Annotated in this window: 14 protein-coding genes and 1 riboswitch; of the genes, 3 read left to right on the top strand and 11 right to left on the bottom strand. The window is 65.4% G+C overall.

All coding sequences use genetic code 11. The features are described 5' to 3' along the window. Positions 1-5 precede the first annotated feature (5 nt). From obgE to ACX80X_RS06760, 5 genes are all read right to left on the bottom strand, one after another. Positions 6-1,595, bottom strand: coding sequence for a GTPase ObgE (obgE, locus tag ACX80X_RS06740; RefSeq protein WP_252599523.1), 1,590 nt, complete (start codon positions 1,593-1,595; stop codon positions 6-8). A gap of 118 nt (positions 1,596-1,713) precedes the next feature. Next, the gene (gene rpmA, locus ACX80X_RS06745; RefSeq protein ID WP_056340543.1) at positions 1,714-1,977 is read right to left on the bottom strand and encodes a 50S ribosomal protein L27; all 264 of its coding nucleotides are present in this window, start codon (positions 1,975-1,977) and stop codon (positions 1,714-1,716) included. A 61-nt stretch (positions 1,978-2,038) separates the two neighbouring features. After that, the gene (rplU, locus tag ACX80X_RS06750) at positions 2,039-2,347 is read right to left on the bottom strand and encodes a 50S ribosomal protein L21 (protein ID WP_018773353.1); all 309 of its coding nucleotides are present in this window, start codon (positions 2,345-2,347) and stop codon (positions 2,039-2,041) included. 272 nt (positions 2,348-2,619) lie between these two features. Further along, positions 2,620-4,218: a bifunctional hydroxymethylpyrimidine kinase/phosphomethylpyrimidine kinase gene (thiD, locus tag ACX80X_RS06755; protein ID WP_252599524.1), complete on the bottom strand. Its 1,599-nt coding sequence runs from the start codon at positions 4,216-4,218 to the stop codon at positions 2,620-2,622. Next, a riboswitch (TPP riboswitch) is annotated at positions 4,201-4,298 on the bottom strand. It overlaps the preceding gene by 18 nt. A gap of 101 nt (positions 4,299-4,399) precedes the next feature. Continuing rightward, positions 4,400-7,690 (bottom strand): Rne/Rng family ribonuclease, encoded by a 3,291-nt coding sequence (locus ACX80X_RS06760; protein ID WP_252599525.1) that lies wholly within the window; start codon positions 7,688-7,690, stop codon positions 4,400-4,402. A 452-nt stretch (positions 7,691-8,142) separates the two neighbouring features. Between ACX80X_RS06760 and ACX80X_RS06765 the strand changes: the two genes are divergently transcribed. Further along, positions 8,143-8,817, top strand: coding sequence for a vitamin K epoxide reductase family protein (locus ACX80X_RS06765; protein WP_252599526.1), 675 nt, complete (start codon positions 8,143-8,145; stop codon positions 8,815-8,817). A gap of 112 nt (positions 8,818-8,929) precedes the next feature. On the opposite strand, the gene ndk is transcribed toward ACX80X_RS06765, so the two are convergent. From ndk to ACX80X_RS06790, 5 genes are all read right to left on the bottom strand, one after another. After that, complete coding sequence (gene ndk / locus ACX80X_RS06770; RefSeq protein WP_058932211.1) at positions 8,930-9,349, bottom strand: nucleoside-diphosphate kinase; 420 nt, start codon at positions 9,347-9,349, stop codon at positions 8,930-8,932. 38 nt (positions 9,350-9,387) lie between these two features. After that, entirely contained in the window at positions 9,388-9,834 is a 447-nt protein-coding gene (locus ACX80X_RS06775; RefSeq protein WP_459311586.1) for a DUF4233 domain-containing protein, read from the bottom strand. A 2-nt stretch (positions 9,835-9,836) separates the two neighbouring features. Beyond that, positions 9,837-11,195, bottom strand: a complete 1,359-nt coding sequence (locus tag ACX80X_RS06780) for a bifunctional folylpolyglutamate synthase/dihydrofolate synthase (protein WP_252599528.1) — start codon at positions 11,193-11,195, stop codon at positions 9,837-9,839. A gap of 3 nt (positions 11,196-11,198) precedes the next feature. Beyond that, positions 11,199-14,537 (bottom strand): isoleucine--tRNA ligase, encoded by a 3,339-nt coding sequence (gene ileS / locus ACX80X_RS06785; RefSeq protein ID WP_252613587.1) that lies wholly within the window; start codon positions 14,535-14,537, stop codon positions 11,199-11,201. Between the two features lie 399 nt (positions 14,538-14,936). After that, on the bottom strand, positions 14,937-15,989 hold the full coding sequence (locus ACX80X_RS06790) for a glycerophosphodiester phosphodiesterase (RefSeq protein WP_083510487.1): 1,053 nt from the start codon (positions 15,987-15,989) through the stop codon (positions 14,937-14,939). A 215-nt stretch (positions 15,990-16,204) separates the two neighbouring features. Here ACX80X_RS06790 and ACX80X_RS06795 point away from each other — a divergent pair, with 215 nt between their 5' ends. After that, the gene (locus ACX80X_RS06795; RefSeq protein WP_252613585.1) at positions 16,205-17,215 is read left to right on the top strand and encodes an endonuclease/exonuclease/phosphatase family protein; all 1,011 of its coding nucleotides are present in this window, start codon (positions 16,205-16,207) and stop codon (positions 17,213-17,215) included. On the opposite strand, the gene ACX80X_RS06800 is transcribed toward ACX80X_RS06795, so the two are convergent. Continuing rightward, a complete protein-coding gene (locus ACX80X_RS06800) occupies positions 17,212-17,970 on the bottom strand; it encodes an SDR family oxidoreductase (protein ID WP_141140833.1) in 759 nt (252 codons plus the stop codon). The genes ACX80X_RS06795 and ACX80X_RS06800 overlap by 4 nt on opposite strands. A gap of 82 nt (positions 17,971-18,052) precedes the next feature. On the opposite strand from ACX80X_RS06800, the gene valS reads away from it, so the two are divergent. Then, positions 18,053-20,671, top strand: coding sequence for a valine--tRNA ligase (gene valS / locus ACX80X_RS06805; RefSeq protein WP_252599532.1), 2,619 nt, complete (start codon positions 18,053-18,055; stop codon positions 20,669-20,671). The last annotated feature ends 297 nt before the right edge of the window (positions 20,672-20,968 follow it).

Genomic DNA, 20,968 nt, shown 5'->3' on the forward strand with positions numbered 1-20,968 from the left:
CGGCCTCACTCGTCATCTTCAACGCCCAGCCCACTCTCAGTGACAGGCTTGGCGGCGCGGCGCCCGCTGACCGATTCGGTCCAGATCCCGGCCTTGCGCTCTGCCTCGAGCTCGGCGCGGGCGGCGGCCTTGGCCTCACGGCGTTCCACCTGCTCGTCCCGCTTCTGCCCGCGGGTGGGCCGGTCGCCGATGTCGGCGAAGCGGACGTCGGTGCCACGCGGTGCCGCCAGCAGTTCTGCACCGGCCATCATGGTGGGCTCCCAGTCGAAGACAACGCCGTCGTCCTCGCCGATCACCACGGTGTCACCGGGCACGGCGCCCTGCTTGAACAGTTCGTTTTCGACGCCGAGCTTCGCCAGGCGGTCGGCGAGATAGCCGATGGCTTCCTCGTTGGTGAAGTCGGTCTGCTTAACCCAGCGGACGGGCTTGTCGCCCAGGACGCGGAAGAGCGGCTCGAGGTTCTTTTCCTCGCGGCGGATCTTGAAGCCGGATTCGTTGACGGCGCGGGGCCGCAGAACGGGAGGCTGGACCTTGGGCGGGGCGGCTGCGAGGGCGGCACGGGCAGCCTGGACGATTTCCGCCATGGCGAAGCCGAGCTGGCGGAGACCCTCGTGGCTGGTAGCCGAGATTTCGAAGACCCGGTAGCCGCGTGACTCCAGTTCCGGGCGGACAAATTCAGCCATGTCCTTGCCGTCCGGGAGGTCCACCTTGTTCAGGGCCACCAGGCGCGGACGGTGGTTTAGCGGAACCACTTCGCCGTCGGCACCGGCATAACTCATATCCACGGAGTATTTTTCCAGCTCGGCCTCGATGATGGCCAGGTCCGCCAAAGGGTCACGGTCCGATTCAAGCGTGCCGCAGTCCAGCACGTGCACCAGGGCGGCGCAGCGCTCCACGTGGCGCAGGAAGTGGTGGCCAAGACCCTTGCCTTCGCTGGCGCCCTCGATGAGGCCCGGGACGTCCGCAATGGTGAAGCGGACATCGCCGGACTGGACAACACCCAGGTTCGGGATCAGCGTGGTAAAGGGGTAATCGGCGATCTTGGGCCGCGCGGCGGACATGGCCGCGATCAGGCTGGATTTGCCGGCAGAGGGGAAACCCACCAGCGCGATGTCGGCGATGGACTTCAGTTCCAGCACAATGTCACGGGCGTCACCCTCGATGCCCAGCAGGGCGAAGCCCGGGGCACGGCGCTTCTGCGAGGACAGCGAAGCATTGCCCAGGCCGCCCAGGCCGCCGGCGGCCGCCACATACTCGGCGCCTTCGCCGACCAGGTCCGCCAGGACGGTGCCGTCCTTGGACTTGACCACGGTGCCGTCCGGTACGGGCAGGATGAGGGTCTCGCCGCTCTTGCCACCCCGCCAGTCACCCATGCCGGGGCCACCGTTGGTGGCATGGCGGTGCGGGGCGTGGTGGTAGTCAAGCAGCGTGGTGGTCTGGTGATCAACGCGCAGGATGACATCGCCGCCGTCGCCGCCGTTGCCGCCGTCGGGACCGCCCAGGGGCTTGAACTTCTCCCGGTGGACAGAGACACACCCGTGGCCGCCGGTACCGCCGGATACGTGCAGTACTACCCGGTCTACAAAGCTCGCCACGTGGATCTCCTCAGTGCTGTTTTCCTGTACGCCCAAAGGCGACAAGACGATTGTAATGCGGTTAAAAGAACAGTGGAGCGGACCAAAATGGCCCGCTCCACCGCTTCAGAACTATTTGTTACTCTGCAGCTGCAGCAGCAACGATGTTAACAACGCGGCGACCGCGGCGGGTGCCGAACTGGACAGCTCCCGGGGCCAGTGCGAACAGTGTGTCGTCGCCGCCACGTCCAACGCCGGCGCCCGGGTGGAAGTGGGTGCCACGCTGGCGAACGATGATCTCGCCTGCGGAAACTACCTGGCCGCCGAAGCGCTTGACGCCGAGGTACTGGGCGTTGGAGTCACGACCGTTGCGAGTGGAACTCGCGCCTTTTTTATGTGCCATTTGAAATGCCTGCCTTTAAATTCTGGGGAATCTGCTGAAGAACCTGAACAGTAACGAAGAGTTACTTGATACCCGTGATCTTGACCTTGGTCAATTCCTGACGGTGACCCTGGCGCTTCTTGTAACCGGTCTTGTTCTTGAACTTCTGGATGACGATCTTCGGACCACGGAGGTCTTCGAGGATCTCAGCCGTAACCGTTACCTTGGCCAGGTCCGCAGCAGCAGAGGTGACTTTGTCACCGTCTACCAGGAGCAGTGCGGGCAACTCAAAGGTGCTGCCGGCTCCACCGGGGACGCGGTTCAGGGTAACGAAGTCTCCAACGGAAACCTTCTCTTGGCGGCCGCCTGCGCGGACAATCGCGTACACCACTTGGGAACTCACTTCTCTCGACGTTTATTACTAAATTTGCGTGCTGAACCCTGTTCCATAATTGGCTGGGTTCTCGCTGTGCCTCAACGCCGTGGGGTCGTAACCCAAGTGTTGGCGTAAGCACCGAAGATCTAGAATACGCTAATTTTGCCTTCGGCCGCAAATGAGGCTGGTTACGGCAGGTTGTCTGTGATAGGACCCACAAGCAGGTACTGCACTGACAATCCAAAACCGTGCCCGACTATCGTACAGGCCGCACGGGCCCCAGCCAGTCAGGAATGAATTCGCGGCGCGTCGAAGAATTCCACCTCGAACCGGCACGACTGCCTGAAAGCCACCAGCATCGCCGCCTGTTCATCCGCGGAAGCACTCCGACCGGCGTCGTCACCAAAGTCGATGGCGTAGCGCGTGGCCTGGGCGAAATCCTCGTCAGCATAGGCCCGCAGCCAGTCGGCATAAGGATGTGCTGCCGGGGCACCCGCAGCCAGGAACTCCGCGTGGAGAGTCTGTCCCACTTCGGCATACAGCCAGAAGCACGGCAGTACCGCCGCCACGAGGACCGCGTAGCTGCCTGAGGCCGAGGCCGCCAGCAGGTGGTCCACGTAGGACTTGGTGACAGGTCCCAGGACGGAGTCCACTGTCCTGGTGCTTAGCCACGTGCGGTGCAGTTCGGACTCGACCTCAAGGCATTGCTGGGCCGACTTTGCCCAGAACAGCTGGGCGGCTTCCGTGGGCGCCAGCGCACTGGCCCGGGCAAGGACCCGCGAATAGCCGTTGAGGTAGATGGCGTCCTGGGCGAGGTAATAGGCGAACTGTTCCTCAGCCAAAGTGCCGGCCGCCAGGTCGCGGATGAAATCCAGCCCGTAGATGGCTGCAAGATCCGGCTCCGACGCCCGCCGCAGCGTCTCTGCGAATTCGCCGGCTGCCGGAACCTGTTGCATGTGGTGGAAGTGGTTGATGGGGCCGTTGCCCGCGCCCACCTCAAGTTGGTCAGCGGCCTGCAGCGCGCCCACCAGCCAGGGCTTCACTTGCCGTAGTGCGGCTTCCCAGTCCCCCAACCGGGCCTGGGCCGTGGCCATGGCCGATGACAGTGAGCAGCCGGTGCCGTGGCTGTTGCGCGTGGGGATCCTGTCCCCGCTCACTTCCACCACTTCCTGGGCGAGCAGCCCGGCAGCGTTGACCAGGGCATCCGGGCACGCACCGCCGTCGAGATGGCCGCCCTTGACCAGGACAGTGGCACCGGTCGCGGCGGACAACCGCTGTCCCTGCCCGAGCGCGTCGTGCCATTCCCTCGCCTGCGGCTCCCCCACCAGGATGGCCAGTTCGGCCAGGTTGGGGGTGATCAGGTCCGCGAGCGGGAGCAGCTCCCGCAGGGCCGCCTCGGCAGACCCCTGCAGTAGCCGGTCGCCGCTTGTGGCCACCATCACCGGATCAAGAACGACGACGGCGGGACGCACCTTTTCCAGCCAGTCGCGGACCACGCCTATCACCGCAGCGTCGCCCAGCATGCCGATCTTGACCGCGTCGATGGTGATGTCATCGCTGATGGCATCGAGCTGCTGGCCCAGGAAGGACGCAGGCGGAACGTGAACCGCCTGGACCCCCCGGGTGTTTTGGACTGTCAGTGCGGTGATGGCCGCCATGCCGTAGCCGCCAAGAGCCGCGATGCTTTTGAGGTCGGCCTGGACGCCGGCGCCACCTGAAGGGTCCGATCCGGCAATGGACAGCACCCGCGGAACGTCACGCAGCACCTGGACGTTGGCAGTCCGGCCTGGCGCGGGCAGGACCTCAGCCCCGGTTGCTGAGGATCCCTGTAGAGCCGCCGCGGGCGTTGCAGGAGGAAGGACAGAAGTTGAAGCCAAAGGAGACATCCCTTCGCCGGTGCTAACCGGACAGGTTCAACGGGTGTGGATCTCAGCCGGCTCTCTGCGCGGCACCCCGTGTCAGTCACCAGCCTAGCGTTCCTCGCGACTTAACGCCGGACGCCCGGACGCAGCCTGTGATTCACAGGCACATCCAGGCGCCGTTGTATTGGCTTGCCCTACTGCTTGGTCAGAGCTCCGAGGCCGGAACTCCTACGCCCAGGATGATGGGCGCGTTGGCGGCAACCGGCTTGTCGGCCACAGGAGCCTTGACGGGCTCCGGCGCCTTGGCGGCGTGGGTGTGTCCGGCGGCAGCCGCCGGAGCGGCTTCGTGATGCTCTACGGACGTGGCGTTGGCTGCGCCCTGGGCACGGCTGGCACTCCGGTTCCGCCGGGGACGGCGGGCGCGGGGCTCCTCGGTGTGATCGGAGTAATCCCTCTCCGCCGCGGCTGGCTGCTGCTGGCGGGCAGGTTCGGCCGCCCGGCTTTCAGTTGCCTGGACTGCCGGCGGCGTGCTCTCCGCTACAGGAGCCCGCTCACCAAGGTGGGCGAAGGCCTCCGCGAGGCGGTCAAGTGTCAGGGCAGGTGCGTGCGGCTGGTCATCGTGGTGCGCCACGAACGGAAGCACCACCTGCTCGCCGCCGAATGTCAGCACTGCGGCCGGGCGGCCGTTGGAGTCCGTTTCGGACTGCCCAACCGGAGCCGGCACCGGAGCCGCAGACTGCCGGCCCGCGGCAGCTGATGCGTGAGCCACCTCGTCGTCATGCAGATGCGCAGCGTGGGCCGCGGCCGCAATGTTCGCAAGCGCTGCCCGCGTGGCCTCCGCCTTCGCATGGCGCTCGGCATCGCTGGCTTCCGGGTGGACCGTGTGGATCTGCACCGGAGCTGCCGGTGCTGTTTCCAGCGGCTGGCCGCCCCGTCCGCGACGGCGCTTCCGGTCAGTGCGGCCACCCGGCTGGCTGTCCGGGCGCTGGCTGTCAGTCCGCACGCTGTCGGTGCGCTGGGCTTCCGGGCGGCTGTCAACCCGCTGCACGTGGTGCTCCGCGGCTACCGTGTTGGCGCGGCGGTGTTCCACGGGGTCGTCGTGGGTGACAATTCCACGGCCTGCACAGGTTTCACACTGCTCGCCGAAGACTTCCAGAAGCCCGGTGCCCATGCGCTTGCGCGTCATCTGCACGAGGCCCAGCGAGGTCACTTCGGCCACCTGATGCTTGGTCCGGTCGCGGCCCAGGCATTCCACCATGCGGCGCAGGACAAGGTCGCGGTTGGATTCGAGGACCATATCGATGAAGTCGATAACGATGATGCCGCCGATGTCGCGGAGCCGGAGCTGCCGGACCACTTCTTCAGCTGCCTCGAGGTTGTTCTTGGTGACGGTTTCCTCGAGGTTGCCGCCGCTGCCGGTGAACTTGCCGGTATTGACGTCCACCACGGTCATGGCTTCGGTGCGGTCAATGACCAGCGAACCGCCCGAAGGCAGGAAGACCTTGCGTTCCAGGGCCTTGTGGATCTGCTCATCGATCCGCCACGCAGCGAAGATGTCCTGGTCCTTGGTCCACTTTTCCAGGCGGCCCACGAGGTCCGGGGCCACGTAGGTGACGTAGGCCTCGATGGTGTCCCAGGCCTCTTCACCGGAGACGATCAGCTTGGAGAAGTCCTCGTTGAAGACATCACGGACTACCTTGATGGTGAGGTCAGGTTCGCCGTAGAGCAGCTCCGGCGCGAGGATCTTGGTGGACGTGGACTGGCTTTCGATGCCCTCCCACTGGGCCCGCAGCCGGTTGATGTCGTGCGTGAGCTCCTCTTCCGAGGCGCCTTCGGCAGCGGTGCGGACGATGACGCCGGCGTGCTCCGGGAGGCGGTCCTTGAGGATGCGCTTGAGGCGGTTTCGCTCGACGTCGGGCAGTTTGCGGGAGATTCCGGTCATGGAGCCGCCGGGCACATAGACCAGGTAGCGGCCGGGCAGCGAGATCTGGCTGGTCAGGCGTGCACCCTTGTGGCCCACGGGATCCTTGGTGACCTGGACCAGGACGGTGTCGCCGGACTTGAGCGCGTTTTCGATCCGGCGCTGCTTGCCTTCGAGGTTAACGGCCTCCCAGTTCACTTCACCGGCATACAGGACGGCGTTGCGGCCGCGTCCGATGTCAACAAACGCCGCTTCCATGGACGGCAGTACGTTCTGCACCTTGCCGAGGTAGACGTTGCCGATCAGGGAGTCCTGCTGGGTCTTGGAGACAAAGTGCTCGGCCAGGACGCCGTCTTCGAGGACGCCGATCTGGATTCTGTCGTCGCGCTGGCGGACGATCATCTGCCGGTCAACCGATTCGCGGCGGGCCAGGAACTCGGCCTCGGTGATGACGGTGCGGCGGCGGCCGGTGTCGCGGGATTCGCGGCGGCGCTGCTTCTTGGCTTCGAGGCGGGTGGAACCCTTGACAGACGTGACGCGGTTGTTGACCGGCGCTTCGGTCGCGGCGCGCGGCGCGCGGACACGGGTCACCGTGTTGGGCGGGTCGTCGCCTTCGCCTCCGGTCAGTTCCAGATCCTGGTCGCCACGGCGGCGGCGACGGCGACGACGGGACGTCACGCCCTCATCGGCCTGCCCGGCGGACTCCTCATCGGTTTCTTCGGCTGCGCCTTCGTCGCCTTCGTTTTCACCCTCAGCATCGCTTTCGCCTGTGCGGCTGCGTCCACGGCGACCACGGCTGCGGCGCCTGCGGCGGCCGTTGGCGTCGTCTGCTTCGCCGTCGTCGGGGTCGTCCTCTTCCGGCTCTTCAACCACGGCAGCAACCGGCGCGGGGCGGACCACGGTGCTGAGGTCGGGGGCCTGGAAAAGCACCGATGTGGTGGACGCCGGCTCAAGGAACAGTGAACTGAACGGGCTGGCAGTCTCAGCAGCAGCCGGCTCTTCAGCCAGCGCGGCGGCAGCGTTGACCGGGGCAGCGTTGACGGGGGCAACGGCGGCGGCTGCTGCGGGCGCGGCGGCCTCCGCAGCGGCGACTTCCTCTGCTTCCGGGGCCGGCGTCGCTGCAGTTTCAGGGGCTGCCTGCTCCGGAGCTGCCTGTTCCACGGCCGCGGGAGCGACGTCGGGGGCAGAGGTTTTGCGCGTGGCCACGCGGCGGCGGCGGACAGGCTTGGTCTCCGCCGCAGCCTCGGGGGCTGCGGCTCCGTCCTCCGGTTCGACGGCGGCGGGCTCTACGACGGTCTCGGTAACAACGGCGGCAGGTGCCTCCAGAACCTCAGCAGCGAAGGCCGGCAACGGTTCGGCGGTCTCCACCTTCTTACGTGCGCGGGTGCGGCGGACCGGCGCCTTAGGCTCCGGTGCGGCGTCCGTCGCAGGCTCAGCCTCGGCGGCCTCATTCACCGGTGCGACCTCTGCGGCCTTCGGCACTGCCTTCCGGCGTGTCCGGGTGGGCTTCTTGGGCGCTTCCGTGGCCTCGGCGACGGCTTCATCATTAACGGCTGGTGTTAGTTCGTTTTCCATATGTGGCAACACTCCTGCCCCTGACGTACCGCCACATCCGGCACCCATTGGGGCACATATTGTCAAAACCCGCAGGCGTTGACAGAAGTCAAGTGGATACTCCCAGGTTCGCACCGGCAGAGGGGTGCGGCAGCCCGTGGGAGCCGTCGGCTGTGTCCTGAAACCCGTTGTTCTACACGCCACAACCAGGTGCCGACCAATGGAATTGCGGGAAGCCGGATCAGAGAATCCGAAGCCTGCCCTGCTCATCATTGGCGGTCTTGAAACAAGCCACCGGACCGGAGTCCGAATGTGGGTCGGCCTCCAGCCATGTTCATTCTCTCACACCCGGGCTGAAAGGCGGCGGAACCACGGGCAACGGATCGGTACCTGAGGGCGCTGACTGAATGCTGCTTCCAGCCACCGGCGTTACAATCGGGGCAAGGAGCACCCGAAGCAAAGGACGCCACACCATGCCCAGCATTTCCTCCCACGGCACCGACACGCCGGCTGCCTCCCCTGCGGCGGAGCCGTTAGCCGCCACGCCCGGGAGCGTGCCGCCGATGGCACGCAACCGGCCCTTCGGCTGGCTATTGGTCATCACTGGCGCCATCGGCTGGCTGGCCTCGGGAACGCTGGTCCTGGAAAAGCTCGCTGTCCTCGAGGATCCGAATCATGTAACGGCCTGCGACGTTAATCCGTGGATCTCCTGCGGCCAGGTCATGCAGACGTGGCAGAGCTCGGCGTTCGGGTTCCCCAACATGTTTATTGGCATCGTGGCGTTCGCCGTCATCATCACAGTGGGCATGGCCCTGCTCTCCGGCGCCACGTTCGCACGCTGGTACTGGGCGGGACTCCAGGCCGGCGTGACGCTCGGCTTCGCGTTTGTGGTGTGGCTCTGGTCCCAGGCACTCTACGACATCCATGTTCTCTGCCCGTTCTGCATGATTGTCTGGGCCGCGATGATCCCGCTCTTCGTCTGGGTGACCATCCGCAACGTCGTCCACGGCGTCATCCCCGTCCCGGCAGGTACTGCACGTGTGCTGGGCGAATCGGGCTGGATCATCACGGCGCTGCTGTACGTGGCGGTCATCGCCACCATCTTCTTCGCTTTCATCCAGGTGTTTGCCGGAACCTCGGGCTTCTGACGCGGGCCCCGCACAAACGCACAAAAGGCGCGAACCAACAAGCGCGAACGAACACTTGAGGCCCCGGTTTCCCGGGGCCTCAAGTGTCCGTTCGCGCAGTTGGGGGTGGACGTTAGTCCTGGAACCAGATCTTGATTTCGCGCTCGGCCGAGTCCACGGAGTCGGAGCCGTGGACCAGGTTCTGCTGGACCTTCAGGCCCCAGTCGCGGCCGAAGTCGCCACGGATGGTGCCGGGAGCCGCAGTGGTGGGATCCGTAGTGCCGGCCAGGGACCGGAAGCCTTCAATGACGCGGTGGCCTTCGAAGATCGCGGCCACCACCGGTCCGCTGAGCATGAATTCAACGAGGGGCTCGTAGAACGGCTTGCCCACATGTTCTTCGTAGTGCTGCTCCAGCAGTTCCCGGCTGGCGTCAACCTTCTTCAGTTCGGCGAGGGTGTAGCCTTTGGCCTCAATGCGGCCCAGGATGGCGCCGCTGAGGTTGCGGGCAACGCCGTCGGGCTTGATCAGTACCAGGGTGCGCTCAATGGTCATAGCTGCTCCAATGCGTAATGTGTGGTTTCGGGACAATTCTACGAGGCTTCCGGGGTGTCCCCGTGCGACGCATTCCACTCGGCCTGGTCGCGTTCGCGCTTTGCGGCTTCTGAATCGATCCTGATGCCGGTGCGGATTCCATACCACCAGGCCAGGCCGAACAGCGCGCCAACCAGGAACATCATGGGCTCAACGATGCCCGTCAGGATCAGCACAATCTGCAGGATCCAGCCCAGTCCCACGCAACAGGGCTTGGACAGCACCGCGCAGGCCAGGATCATCACTACGCTCAGTGCGATGCCGATGCCCAGGATCAGCGCCGGCGGAAACTCGCCGCGCCTGAGTCCAAAGACGGCCAGCGTTGCGAAAAAGACCACAAACGCTTCAAGCAGCAGGACGGTGGAGGCAAACATCACCTTGGTGGACCGGCGCTTCTTGGGCATTCCCGGGCGCCACTCGCGCTGCGCTTTGGTCAGCTTCGCCACCGCTAGGCCTCCGTCTTTCCGAGCAGGATCCGGGCTTCCGCCACCAGGGTGATGGAACCCGTCACCAGCACGCCGCCGGAGAGGTCGTCGCTGGCTTCGGCGCGTTCCACGGCCCATTCGAGGGCGTCGTCGAGCTTCTCAGCAATGTGGATGTTGTCTTCGCCGAAGCCCATTTCCACCGCCAGTTCAGCCAGTTCGGCCGCGGGCACTGCCCGTGGCGAATTGGACTGGGTAAAGCAGTATTCCTGGGCGATCTCGCCCAGGGATTCCTTGAGCTGGCGCAGGATCTCTTCGGCGTCCTTCTCCTTCAGGACTCCCACTACCGGCACCAGCCGGGTGAAGCTGAAGGCCTCCTGGATGGCCTCGGCCGAGACCCTGATGCCGTCCGGGTTGTGGGCCGCGTCAACAATGATGGTGGGCGCCGTGCGGACAACCTCAAGGCGGCCCGGGGACGTGACGGATGCGAAGGCCTCCTGGAGCACCTCGGCGTCAAGTTCCTTCTCGCCGCCGAAGAAGGCCTCGAGGGCTGCCACCGCCACTGCTGCGTTCTGGGCCTGGTGCGCACCGTGCAGCGGCAGCAGCAGTTCCGGGTACCGGCCGGCGATGCCCTGAATGCTCACCACCTGGCCGCCCACGGCAACCGTCCGGGATTCGACGCCGAACTCTACGCCTTCAAACCGGAACGGGACTCCCACGTCCTTGGCTTTCTCGAGTAGCACCTGCGCAGCATCAACGGGCTGCGAGGCACTGATGAGGTAACCACCGGGCTTGATGATGCCGGCCTTCTCGTACGCAATCTCCTCGGTGGTATCGCCCAGCAGGTCGGTGTGGTCCAGGGAAATGGGGGTGACCACGGAAACCAGGCCGTCGCCCACGTTGGTGGCATCGGTGATGCCGCCCAGACCCACCTCGATCACGGCCACGTTGACCGGCTGGTCCGCGAAGATCGCGAAGCCCAGGATGGTCAGGCACTCGAAGTACGTGAGCCGGGGCTCCCCCGCAGCGGTAAGCTCTTCGTCGACGATCTGCAGGTACGGGCGGATCTCATCCCAGATCCGGACAAACGTTTCGTCAGAGACAGGGTGGCCGTCGATGCTGATCCGCTCGGTGACCTTGGACAGGTGCGGGCTGGTGTAGCGGCCGGTACTCAGGCCGTGCGCGCGCAGCCCGGCCTCGATCATCCGGGCCGTGGAGGTCTTCCCGTTGGTGCCCGTCACATGGATGATCGGGAACGCCTTGTTGGGCTCCCCCAGCACATCCATGGCCCGAAACAGCGGCGCAAGACGCGGCTCCATCTTGTTTTCCGGCGCACGCCCCAGCAACTCTGCGTAGACACTTTCCACGGAGAATTCGTCAGTCATAGCTCAAGCCTCTACTTTTTCGACGGTAATGCGTGGTTCGCCTGACTCAGCCGGAACTGTGGCCAGCTCCAGGGTCAGGGTTTCGGTCTTGACCAGCTCGGCGTTTGCCAGCAGCGCCTCCAGCACGGCGGGAGCGGCCGTGACGGTGGTGCGGATCCGGTCGCTCACATTCAGTGCAGCGTCCTTGCGTGCCTGCTGGATGGCGCGGACCATGTCCCTAGCCGTCCCTTCGGCCTCAAGTTCGGGCGTGACCTCGGTGTTGAGCACCACAAAGCCGCCGCCCGGCAGGACAGCTACTGAAGCCGATCCGCCGTCGGACTCTGCCACCACGGTCTCCAGCGTGTACTCCTGGGATTCCAGCTCCAGGCCGCCAGAAACAACAACTCCCGCGACGCCGTTTATTTCTTGAACCGACCAGTCGCCGGACTTGGCGCCCTTGATGGCCTGCTGGACGTTCTTGCCCAGGCGCGGTCCCGCGGCGCGTGCGTTGACCACGAGCTTCTGCTCGATGCCGAACTCCTCCGGGGAGGCGCTCTCGGCGTCCAGCAGGCGCACGGAGCGCAGGTTCAGTTCATCGGCGACGACGGCGGCGAAGCCTCCCAGCGCATCCGCGCCGGGTGCCACCACGGTCAGTTCCTGCAGCGGCAGCCGCACGCGGAGGTTGGCGGCCTTGCGCAGCGAGGATCCGGTGGAGCAGATCTGCTGCACGCGGTCCATCGCTTCCACCAGCGACGCGTCGGCCGGGAACAGGTCCGCGTCCGGCCAGTCGGCCAGGTGCACGGAGCGTCCGCCGGTGAGGCCGCGCCAGATCTCCTCGGAGACCAGCGGCAGCAGCGAGGCGGCCACGCGGGACACGGTCTCCAGCGCGGTGTACAGCGCGTCGAAGGCGTCAGCGCTCTCGTCAAAGAAGCGCTGACGGCTGCGGCGGACGTACCAGTTCGTGAGCATGTCCAGGTAGCTGCGCAGTTCATCGCACGCGCCGGAGATGTCGTAGCTGTCCAGCTGGGCGGTCATGTTGCGGACCAGGTCACCGGTGTTCGCCAGCAGGTACTGGTCCAGGGTGTCGGCGTACCCGTCGTAGCGGAGCTTCGCGTCGTAACCCTTACCGCCGTTGGCGGCGTTCGTGTACAGCGTGAAGAAGCTGTACACGTTCCACAGGGGCAGGATGACCTGGCGGACGCCGTCGCGGATTCCCTGTTCGGTGACCACCAGGTTGCCGCCGCGCAGGATGGGGCTGGACATCAGGAACCAGCGCATGGCGTCGGAGCCGTCACGGTCCAGGACCTCGGAGACGTCCGGGTAGTTGCGCAGGCTCTTGGACATCTTCTGCCCGTCCGAACCGAGCACGATGCCGTGGCTGATGACGTTCCGGAACGCCGGACGGTCGAACAGCGCCGTGGACAGGATGTGCAGCATGTAGAACCAGCCGCGGGTCTGCCCGATGTACTCAACGATAAAGTCTGCCGGGTTGTGCGTGTCGAACCAGGCTTCGTTCTGGAACGGGTAATGCACCTGGCCGTAGGGCATGGAGCCGGAGTCGAACCAGACGTCCAGGACGTCCTCGACGCGGCGCATCACGGACTGGCCCTCTTCGGGGGTCCGGGGATCGTCCGGGTTGGGGCGGGTCAGTTCGTCGATGAACGGGCGGTGCAGGTCAACCTCGCCGGCCTTGTTCAGCGGCAGGCGGCCGAAATCGGCCTCGATCTCGGCGAGCGAGCCGTAGACGTCGGTGCGCGGGAATTCGGGGTCGCTGGACTGCCACACCGGGATGGGGCTGCCCCAGTAGCGGTTGCGGCTGATGGACCAGTCGCGGGCGTTGGCCAGCCACTTACCGAACTGGCCGTCCTTGACGTTGCCGGGGATCCAGTTGATGTCCTGGTTCAGTTCGGACATGCGGTCCTTGAACTTGGTGACTTCCACGTACCAGGAGGACACCGCGCGGTAGATCAGGGGGTTGCGGCAGCGCCAGCAGTGCGGGTAGCTGTGCTCGTAGCTGGCCTGGCGGACCAGGCGGCCCTGGGCCCGCAGCACCTGGGTGATGGGCTTGTTGGCCTCGAAGACCTGAAGCCCGGCGATGTCGTGCAGGTCGCCGTGGCTGAACAGCGGCAGGAACTTGGCGCCTTCGTCCACGGACAGGACCACCGGGATGCCGGCCTCTTCACAGACCTTCTGGTCGTCTTCACCGTAGGCGGGCGCCTGGTGGACGATGCCGGTGCCGTCGGTTGTTGTGACGTAGTCGGCCACGAGGAAGCGCCAGGCGTTCTGCGTCCCGTACTTTTCGTCGTCGCTGAAGTCGTTCCACAGCGGCTGGTAGGCCAGGCCCTCCAGGTCGGCGCCGGTGTGGGTTGACGTCACGGCGGCCTCGGCGGAGTCCGCATCCTCATAGCCCAGGTCCTTGGCGTACGCGGCCAGCAGGTCCGCGGCCAGGAGGAAACTGCCGGTGACGGGCGCGTCCGGCGAAGCGGCCTTGACGCCGTTGGGTCCGGCGGGGAGAACGGCGTAGGTGATGGAAGGCCCGACGGCGAGCGCCAGGTTGGTGGGCAGCGTCCAGGGCGTGGTGGTCCAGGCGAGCGCCTGGACGCCGGCGAGCTGCTTCGACAGCGCCGACTCCCCTGCCGTGATGGGGAACGTCACCGTGACAGTCTGGTCCTGGCGGTTCTTGTAGACGTCGTCGTCCATGCGGAGCTCATGGTTGGACAGCGGAGTCTCGTCCTTCCAGCAATACGGCAGCACACGGTAGCCGTTGTACGTCAGGCCTTTTTCGTGCAGCTGCTTGAACGCCCACAGGACCGATTCCATGTATTCGACGTTGAGCGTCTTGTAATCGTTGTCGAAGTCCACCCAGCGGGCCTGGCGGGTGACGTAGCTCTTCCACTCATCGGCGTACTTCATTACGGAGGCACGGCAGGCGTCGTTGAACTTATCGATGCCCATGGCCTCGATCTGGGTCTTGTCCGTCATGCCCAGCTGCTTCATGGCTTCCAGTTCAGCCGGCAGTCCGTGGGTGTCCCAGCCGAAGCGGCGTTCAACGCGGCGGCCGCGCTGTGTCTGGTAGCGGCCCACGAGGTCCTTGGCGTACCCGGTCAGGAGGTGGCCGTAGTGCGGCAGTCCATTTGCGAAGGGAGGGCCGTCGTAGAAGACGAATTCGTTGCTGCCGGGCTGCCCGCCGGGGGCGTCGGCGCTTCGCTGGTCGATGCTGGCCTGGAAAGTGCCGTCCTGGTCCCAGTACTTCAGGATGCGCTCTTCGATCTCCGGGAACTTGACGGAGGCGGAGACACCGGCGGCAGCGCCGCTCGAAACTGCAGCCGAAGGGGAAGCTGAGGCTTTGGGGTAATACGTCATTCTCGACATCCTGGATTGAGCTGGTGAACCACTCAGCCGCTGCTGGATGGTTCCGTTCAGGATGCGAGGACGGCTCGTGTGCTGTCCTGGGACTGCACGCTTACCGCGGTACCACCTCACTTACCGGCACTCCACCATGCTCCGGGGGAAGCTTGTTGGTGCGCCGGCCGCTCATTACTGCTGTGACGGGCTTACCCGTCCGGTTCTACCGGCCCTGGCGCGTGCTGATCCTTGCGCCGGGGCGTTCTTCCGGAAGCTCACCGGTGATGGCCGGGTCAAAGCTGATACGACGATGTTACCGGAGAAGTCACTGCGTTTCACTGCACACTGCCTTGAAAGCACAGCGCGGTCCGCCGGGCAGCGAAACGCAGTGACGGCGGCTGGGCGCCCGGGCCGGTACTAGAAGCCGCGCGGCAGTTTCATCCCGGCAGCAGCCATGACATCGCGGAGCCGGTCCGGGTAGTCGGTGATGATCCCGTCAACGCCGGTGTCGATCAGCGCCCGCATGGTGGGCTGGTCATCGACGGTCCACGGGATGACCTGCATCCCGGCAGCGTGCGCACGTTCCACCATGTCCGCGGTGACGTAGGGGACGTAGCCCGGATCGGTCACTTTGCCGTTCTGCGGGGTGCCGTGCACGGGAGAGACGGCGTCGAAGCCGAGGGAAGACGCTGCAGCGATGAGGTCGCCGCCAAAGTCGTCGGCGTCAATCCCGCCAAGCCACGGCGAGCTGCCCGGCTGCCCGGCCTGGAGGAAGTCCTTGTTGGTCAGGGCCACGGTGCGGATCTGCGGGTCGCGCTGCTGGACGAGGCGCAGGGAGCCCCAGTCGAAGCTCTGGATGGAGACGCGGCTCTGCATCTGGGCGGCGTTGATTTCCCGGAGTGCGACGTCGATGAACTGCTCGCGCGGGGCGGTTTCCGCCGGAGCGCCGGCTTCGACCTTCGTTTCAATGTTGAACTTCACCTGGCTGGCGCGGTGGGCGTCGGCGAGCTCAAAAACCTCGGCCAGAGTCGGCATCTTGGCGCCGGGAGACGCCGTCTGGCCCGGGAACTGCGGCTGGGTGAGCGAACCGCAGTCCAGGCTTCGGACCTGTTCGAAGGTCAAGTCCTTGACGTACTTGCCCACATAGGGGAACTGCGGATCGTTCGGCGTGACCGGCGCGGTATCGAGGCACTTCTTGTTGCTGATCTTGCGGTCGTGCGTGATGACTTCGCGGCCGTCCTTGGTGATCTGGAGGTCAAGTTCCAGGGTGGACACGCCGGTCTCGAGGCCCTTGGCGAAAGACGCCAGGGTGGATTCGACGGTCAGGCCGAGTCCGCCGCGGTGGGCCTGTAGATCAAAATGGTTGTCCGTGCCGTTGGGGTTCGTGTCAGCGGCTTGGGCCTGAACCGAAGTCGTGAGGAGCAGGGCTGCGCTGAGTACGGCAGCGCCAAGCTTCATCGGGGTGCGCATAGGAAGGAATCTCCACTCTGGTGGTGTGCAGTTTTGCGCCTGCTACAGTGCCGTCCTGCGGCCAACGTCAGGCCACAGCGGGCTGGCCGGAGTGCGACTGGACGGTAAACGTTGGGCTTCATCGCAAAGCCGATCCAATCAACGGGCGACGCCAGGGCGGCGACTCTTTAGACTCGTGCCATGACAGTCTCCCGGGCGATTTGTTCCGGTCCCTGATGGGCCATCGTGCACACCACTGCTGGCTGTTGTCTGCTGGCCTGGTTGCGGCCCCTGTTGTGGTGGTGTCCTGGTTCCGCGCCGTTCCGGCGCCGTGGCCGCCGCTTGTGGTGCAGGTAGTGGCCTTTACGCCGTGGCTGGCATTCCTTGCCGCGGCCGCGGTGTTGCTGACACTGCCCAGCCGGCGCGCCTGGGCTATCCTGCCGGCGGCAGTCCTGCTGACCGCACAGCTTACCTGGCTGTTCCCGCCGGAAGTGTTCCTGGCCCGGCAGGGAGGGTACCCCCAGGTCCGGGGGCCGGATGCTCCAGCCGCGGCGAAGCTGACAGTCATGAACCTCAATGCCCGGCTCGGGGGTGCTGATAGCGCCGCCATCGTCCGGCTGGTCCGGGACCACCATGTTGACCTGCTGACCGTCCAGGAGCACAGCCCGGAGTTGGAGAAGCGGCTGGCGCGGGCGGACCTGGGCAGCGTGCTTCCCCACCGCGTGTCCCATCCCCGGAACGGAGCGGCCGGCAGCGCCGTCTACTCGTCTTTCCGGCTCAAGGAGGTGGGAATGGTCCCTGACACAGCGTTCAGCATGCCGGTTGTCCGGCTTGAGACCAGTGACCCAGGCGCCGGCGCCGGGCTGACGGTCATCAATGTGCACGCGCACGCGCCCGTGGACATTGCAGTTCATCAATGGCGAAGTGACCTTACAGCTGTGGCCCGGGCAAGCAGCGGAGCCGGTCCTACGCTTCTGGCGGGCGATTTCAACGCGACATATGACCACTGGGAATTCCGCGCGATGCTGGAGGGGGCCGGCGGCGGCCGGAAACTGGTGGATGTTGCAACCGCGTTGGGCAGCCGGCTCATCCCCACCTGGCCGATGCGGGATTACAGCCTTCCCGGCGTGGCTCTGGACCATTTGGTGACCAGCCCGGACATTTTAAGTTCGGGTTACTCGGTCCACCCGGTCCGCGGCACCGACCACGCTGCAGTGATCGCCACCCTGGAGATCCAGCTTCCCTAACGCTTGCGGATCAGCTTGTGGGTGGCCGCCTGTGCAACGGGCCGGATCACGATCTGGTCCAGGTTGACATGGTGCGGCGCGCTGACGGCGTAGCGCACCACGTCGGCGACGTCGGCTGCGGTCAGGGGCTTCTCCACGCCCTCGTAAACCTTCTCCGCGGCGTCCTGGTCACCAAAGCGGTTGAGCGCGAACTCTTCGGTGCGGACAAGGCCCGGGGCTACCTCGATGACTCGGATGTTGTGTTCCGCCTCTTCCAGCCGGAGGGCACCGGTCAGTGCGTGCTGGGCAAACTTGGCGGCGTTGTAGCCGCCGCCGCCCTCGTAGGCCACCAGTCCGGCGGTCGACGTCAGGTTCAGGACAGTTCCTTCGCCGGTGGCGCGGAGCATCGGCAGGAACGCCCGGGTGAGCTTCACGGTGCCGAGGACGTTGACCCGGAACATCCATTCCCAGTCCTCGGTGTTGGCCTCGCCCACCAGGTCAGCACCCCGGGCCCCGCCGGCGATGTTGATGAGCGTCCCCACGCCGCCGGCTTCGGTGACGCGGGCAAGGAGCCTGGCGACGTCGTCGTCCTCGGTGATGTCAGCGGGAATTCCGACGGCGCCTGTTTCAGCTTCCAGCGCGGCCAGCCGTTCGGCGCGGCGTGCCACAGCGAATACCGTCCAGCCTTCCGCCCGCAATGCCCGCACGGTTGCCTCGCCGATGCCGGTGCTGGCGCCGGTTACTACTGCTGCCTTGTTCAGTGAATCTTCAGTCATGGCACCACCATAACGGGCCCGGCCGGTGGCATGCTTGGAGCGATGTCGCCGGATGAAGTCCCGGCCATGAAACAATTGCCAGATGGCTGAAGACACTCAGGGTACAGACACGCCCTCCACCGCCCCTATCAACGTTCCGGACAAGCCCGCCCTTGAGGGGCTCGAAGCTGCCCTCACGCAGCGCTGGCTTGCCGAAGGGACCTACAAGTTCAACCCGGACACCACCCGGGAGCAGGTCTACTCGATCGACACTCCCCCACCCACCGCATCTGGCTCCCTGCACGTGGGGCACATGTTCTCCTTCACGCAGACGGACGTGCTGGCCCGCTACCAGCGCATGATCGGCAAGAACGTGTTCTACCCGATGGGTTGGGATGACAACGGCCTGCCCACCGAGCGCCGCGTCCAGAACTACTACGGCGTGCGCTGCGATCCGTCCATCCCGTACGACGCCGACTACCGGGCTCCGGCGGAGCCCGCCAAGAACCAGCGCGATTTCGACGTCGTCTCGCGCCGGAACTTCATCGAGCTGTGTGAAGAACTTGCCGTGGAGGACGAGAAGGTGTTCGAAAGCCTGTTCCAGCAGCTCGGACTTTCCGTGGACTGGCAGCTGACGTACCGGACCATCGATGACGCCTCCCGCGAAGTCTCCCAGCGCGCCTTCCTGGCCAACCTGGCAGCCGGCGACGCGTACATGGCCGAAGCGCCAACCCTCTGGGACATCACCTTCCGCACGGCCGTGGCCCAGGCGGAACTCGAAGACCGCGAAGTTGCCGGCGCGTACTACCGCTACCCGTTCTTCACCGAAGACGGTGAAAAGATCTATGTCGAGACCACCCGTCCCGAACTGCTGGCAGCCTGCGCCGCCCTCGTTGCAAACCCCGACGACGAGCGGTACCAGCCGCTGTTCGGCAAGATGGTCACGTCCCCGGTCTTCGGTGTTGAGGTTGAGGTCAAGGCCCACGCGCTGGCCAAGGCGGACAAGGGCTCCGGCATCGCCATGGTGTGCACGTTCGGTGACCTCACCGACGTCACCTGGTGGCGGGAACTCCAGCTGCCCACCCGTGCCATCGTTGGCCGGGACGGCCGCATCGTCGGCGAAACCCCGGACTGGATCACCACCGATGCAGGGCGCACCGCCTACGAAGACATTGCCGGCAAGACCGTCTTCAGCGCCAAGGAAACAGTGGTGGAGCTCCTGGCCGCCGAAGATCTGATCGACGGCGAACCGAAGAAGATCATGCACCCTGTGAACTTCTACGAAAAGGGCGACAAGCCCCTCGAGGTTGTCACCTCACGCCAGTGGTACTACCGCAACGGCGGCCGCGACGAAGAGCGCCGCGCCCGCCTGATCGCGCGCGGCCACGAGATCGACTTCCACCCGGCCTTTATGCGGTCCCGCTTCGAGAACTGGATCTCCGGGCTGAACGGCGACTGGCTCGTGTCCCGCCAGCGCTTCTTCGGTGTGCCCATTCCCGTCTGGTACCCGCTGGACGCCGAGGGCAACCCGCGGTACGACGCCCCGATCGTGCCCCTGGACGAGCAGCTGCCGGTTGACCCCGCGGCCGATGCCGCACCCGGTTACGACGAAGCCCAGCGCGGCGTTCCTGGTGGCTTCGCCGGCGACGCCGACATCCTGGATACGTGGGCCACGTCTTCCCTGACGCCGCAGATTGTGGGCGGCTGGAGCCGGGACGAAGACCTCTTCGCCAAGGTCTTCCCGTTTGACCTGCGCCCCCAGGGCCACGACATCATCCGCACCTGGCTGTTCTCCTCGGTAGTCCAGGCTGATGCGCTGCAGCACGCCGCGCCGTGGAAGCATGCCGCCATCTCCGGCTGGATCCTGGACCCGGACCGGAAGAAGATGTCCAAGTCCAAGGGCAACGTGGTGGTTCCCACCGATGTGCTGGACGAATTCGGCTCCGACGCCGTCCGCTACTGGGCCACGTCCGCCAAGCTCGGCGCGGATACGGCGTACGAGATCGCGCAGATGAAGATCGGCCGCCGCCTTGCCATCAAGCTGCTGAACGCCTCAAAGTTCGTCCTGAACCTGGGGGCGACGGAGAATTCCGTGGTCTCCACCGATCTCTCGGTGCTGACCAACCCGTTGGACCGCGCGGTGCTGGCCCAGCTGGCCGATGTGGTGCGCCAGTCCACCAAGGCGTTCGAGAACTACGATTACGCCCGGGCCCTGCAGATCACCGAGAGCTTCTTCTGGCAGTTCACGGACGATTACGTGGAGCTCATCAAGGACCGCGCCTACGGTGCCGCCGGCGACGCTGAGCAGGCCTCCGTGCTGGCAGCTCTCGCCACCAGCCTGGACACGCTGCTGCGCCTGTTCGCCCCGTTCCTGCCCTTCGCCACCGAAGAGGTCTGGGGCTGGTGGCGCAACGAATCCGTACACCGTGCACAGTGGCCCACCGCAGTGGACGTGGACGGCGACACCACCCTGCTTGCCACCGTTGGCACGGCCCTGAGCGGTGTCCGCAAGGCCAAGTCCGAGGCCAAGGTCAAGCAGCGCACCGAGGTCCTCTCCGCCACCATCACGGCGTCGGAATTCCTGACCACGCAGCTGAAGGCCGGACTTGGCGACCTGAAGGCAGCCTCGAACGCCCGCGAACTGACCCTGGTGGCAGGCGACGGCGAACTGACCGTCAGCGATGTCGTGCTGGCCGCTCCGGAGGAACAGCCCAAGGCCTGACCTGTTTTTGGGCAAAGGGGAAGCCCCATCAGCGTTTTGCCGTTGGTGGGGCTTCGACTTTTCGGCCATCCTGGTGACGTCTTTGATGGTCTGGCAGGATCCTTGGATCTTCAGGTCTTCCTACCTCGTCACTGGTAGCTTGTATCTGACTTTGCCGATGGCTGCGTCGGATACATATCACTGAATCTTTGGTTCCTGCGTCCCGCTTCTTTCGAAGTGGGTAAGATCCATTGTTGTCCCGACGGTTGGGATGCGCAAGAGCCCCGGAAGAACTACATCAGAGTAGTTCGTCCGGGG

The organism is Pseudarthrobacter sp. MDT3-1, assembly GCF_054510755.1.

What these genes read in the sequence shown, in the direction of transcription:
- ACX80X_RS06795 (WP_252613585.1), top strand. Translation starts at nt 16,205, where the DNA reads ATGGGCCATCGTGCACACCACTGCTGGCTGTTGTCTGCTGGCCTGGTT.
- thiD (WP_252599524.1), bottom strand. Translation starts at nt 4,218, where the DNA reads ATGTCTCCTTTGGCTTCAACTTCTGTCCTTCCTCCTGCAACGCCCGCG.
- ACX80X_RS06760 (WP_252599525.1), bottom strand. Translation starts at nt 7,690, where the DNA reads ATGGAAAACGAACTAACACCAGCCGTTAATGATGAAGCCGTCGCCGAG.
- ACX80X_RS06800 (WP_141140833.1), bottom strand. Translation starts at nt 17,970, where the DNA reads ATGACTGAAGATTCACTGAACAAGGCAGCAGTAGTAACCGGCGCCAGC.
- valS (WP_252599532.1), top strand. Translation starts at nt 18,053, where the DNA reads ATGGCTGAAGACACTCAGGGTACAGACACGCCCTCCACCGCCCCTATC.
- rpmA (WP_056340543.1), bottom strand. Translation starts at nt 1,977, where the DNA reads ATGGCACATAAAAAAGGCGCGAGTTCCACTCGCAACGGTCGTGACTCC.
- ndk (WP_058932211.1), bottom strand. Translation starts at nt 9,349, where the DNA reads ATGACCATTGAGCGCACCCTGGTACTGATCAAGCCCGACGGCGTTGCC.
- ACX80X_RS06780 (WP_252599528.1), bottom strand. Translation starts at nt 11,195, where the DNA reads ATGACTGACGAATTCTCCGTGGAAAGTGTCTACGCAGAGTTGCTGGGG.
- ACX80X_RS06790 (WP_083510487.1), bottom strand. Translation starts at nt 15,989, where the DNA reads ATGCGCACCCCGATGAAGCTTGGCGCTGCCGTACTCAGCGCAGCCCTG.
- ACX80X_RS06765 (WP_252599526.1), top strand. Translation starts at nt 8,143, where the DNA reads ATGCCCAGCATTTCCTCCCACGGCACCGACACGCCGGCTGCCTCCCCT.
- ileS (WP_252613587.1), bottom strand. Translation starts at nt 14,537, where the DNA reads ATGACGTATTACCCCAAAGCCTCAGCTTCCCCTTCGGCTGCAGTTTCG.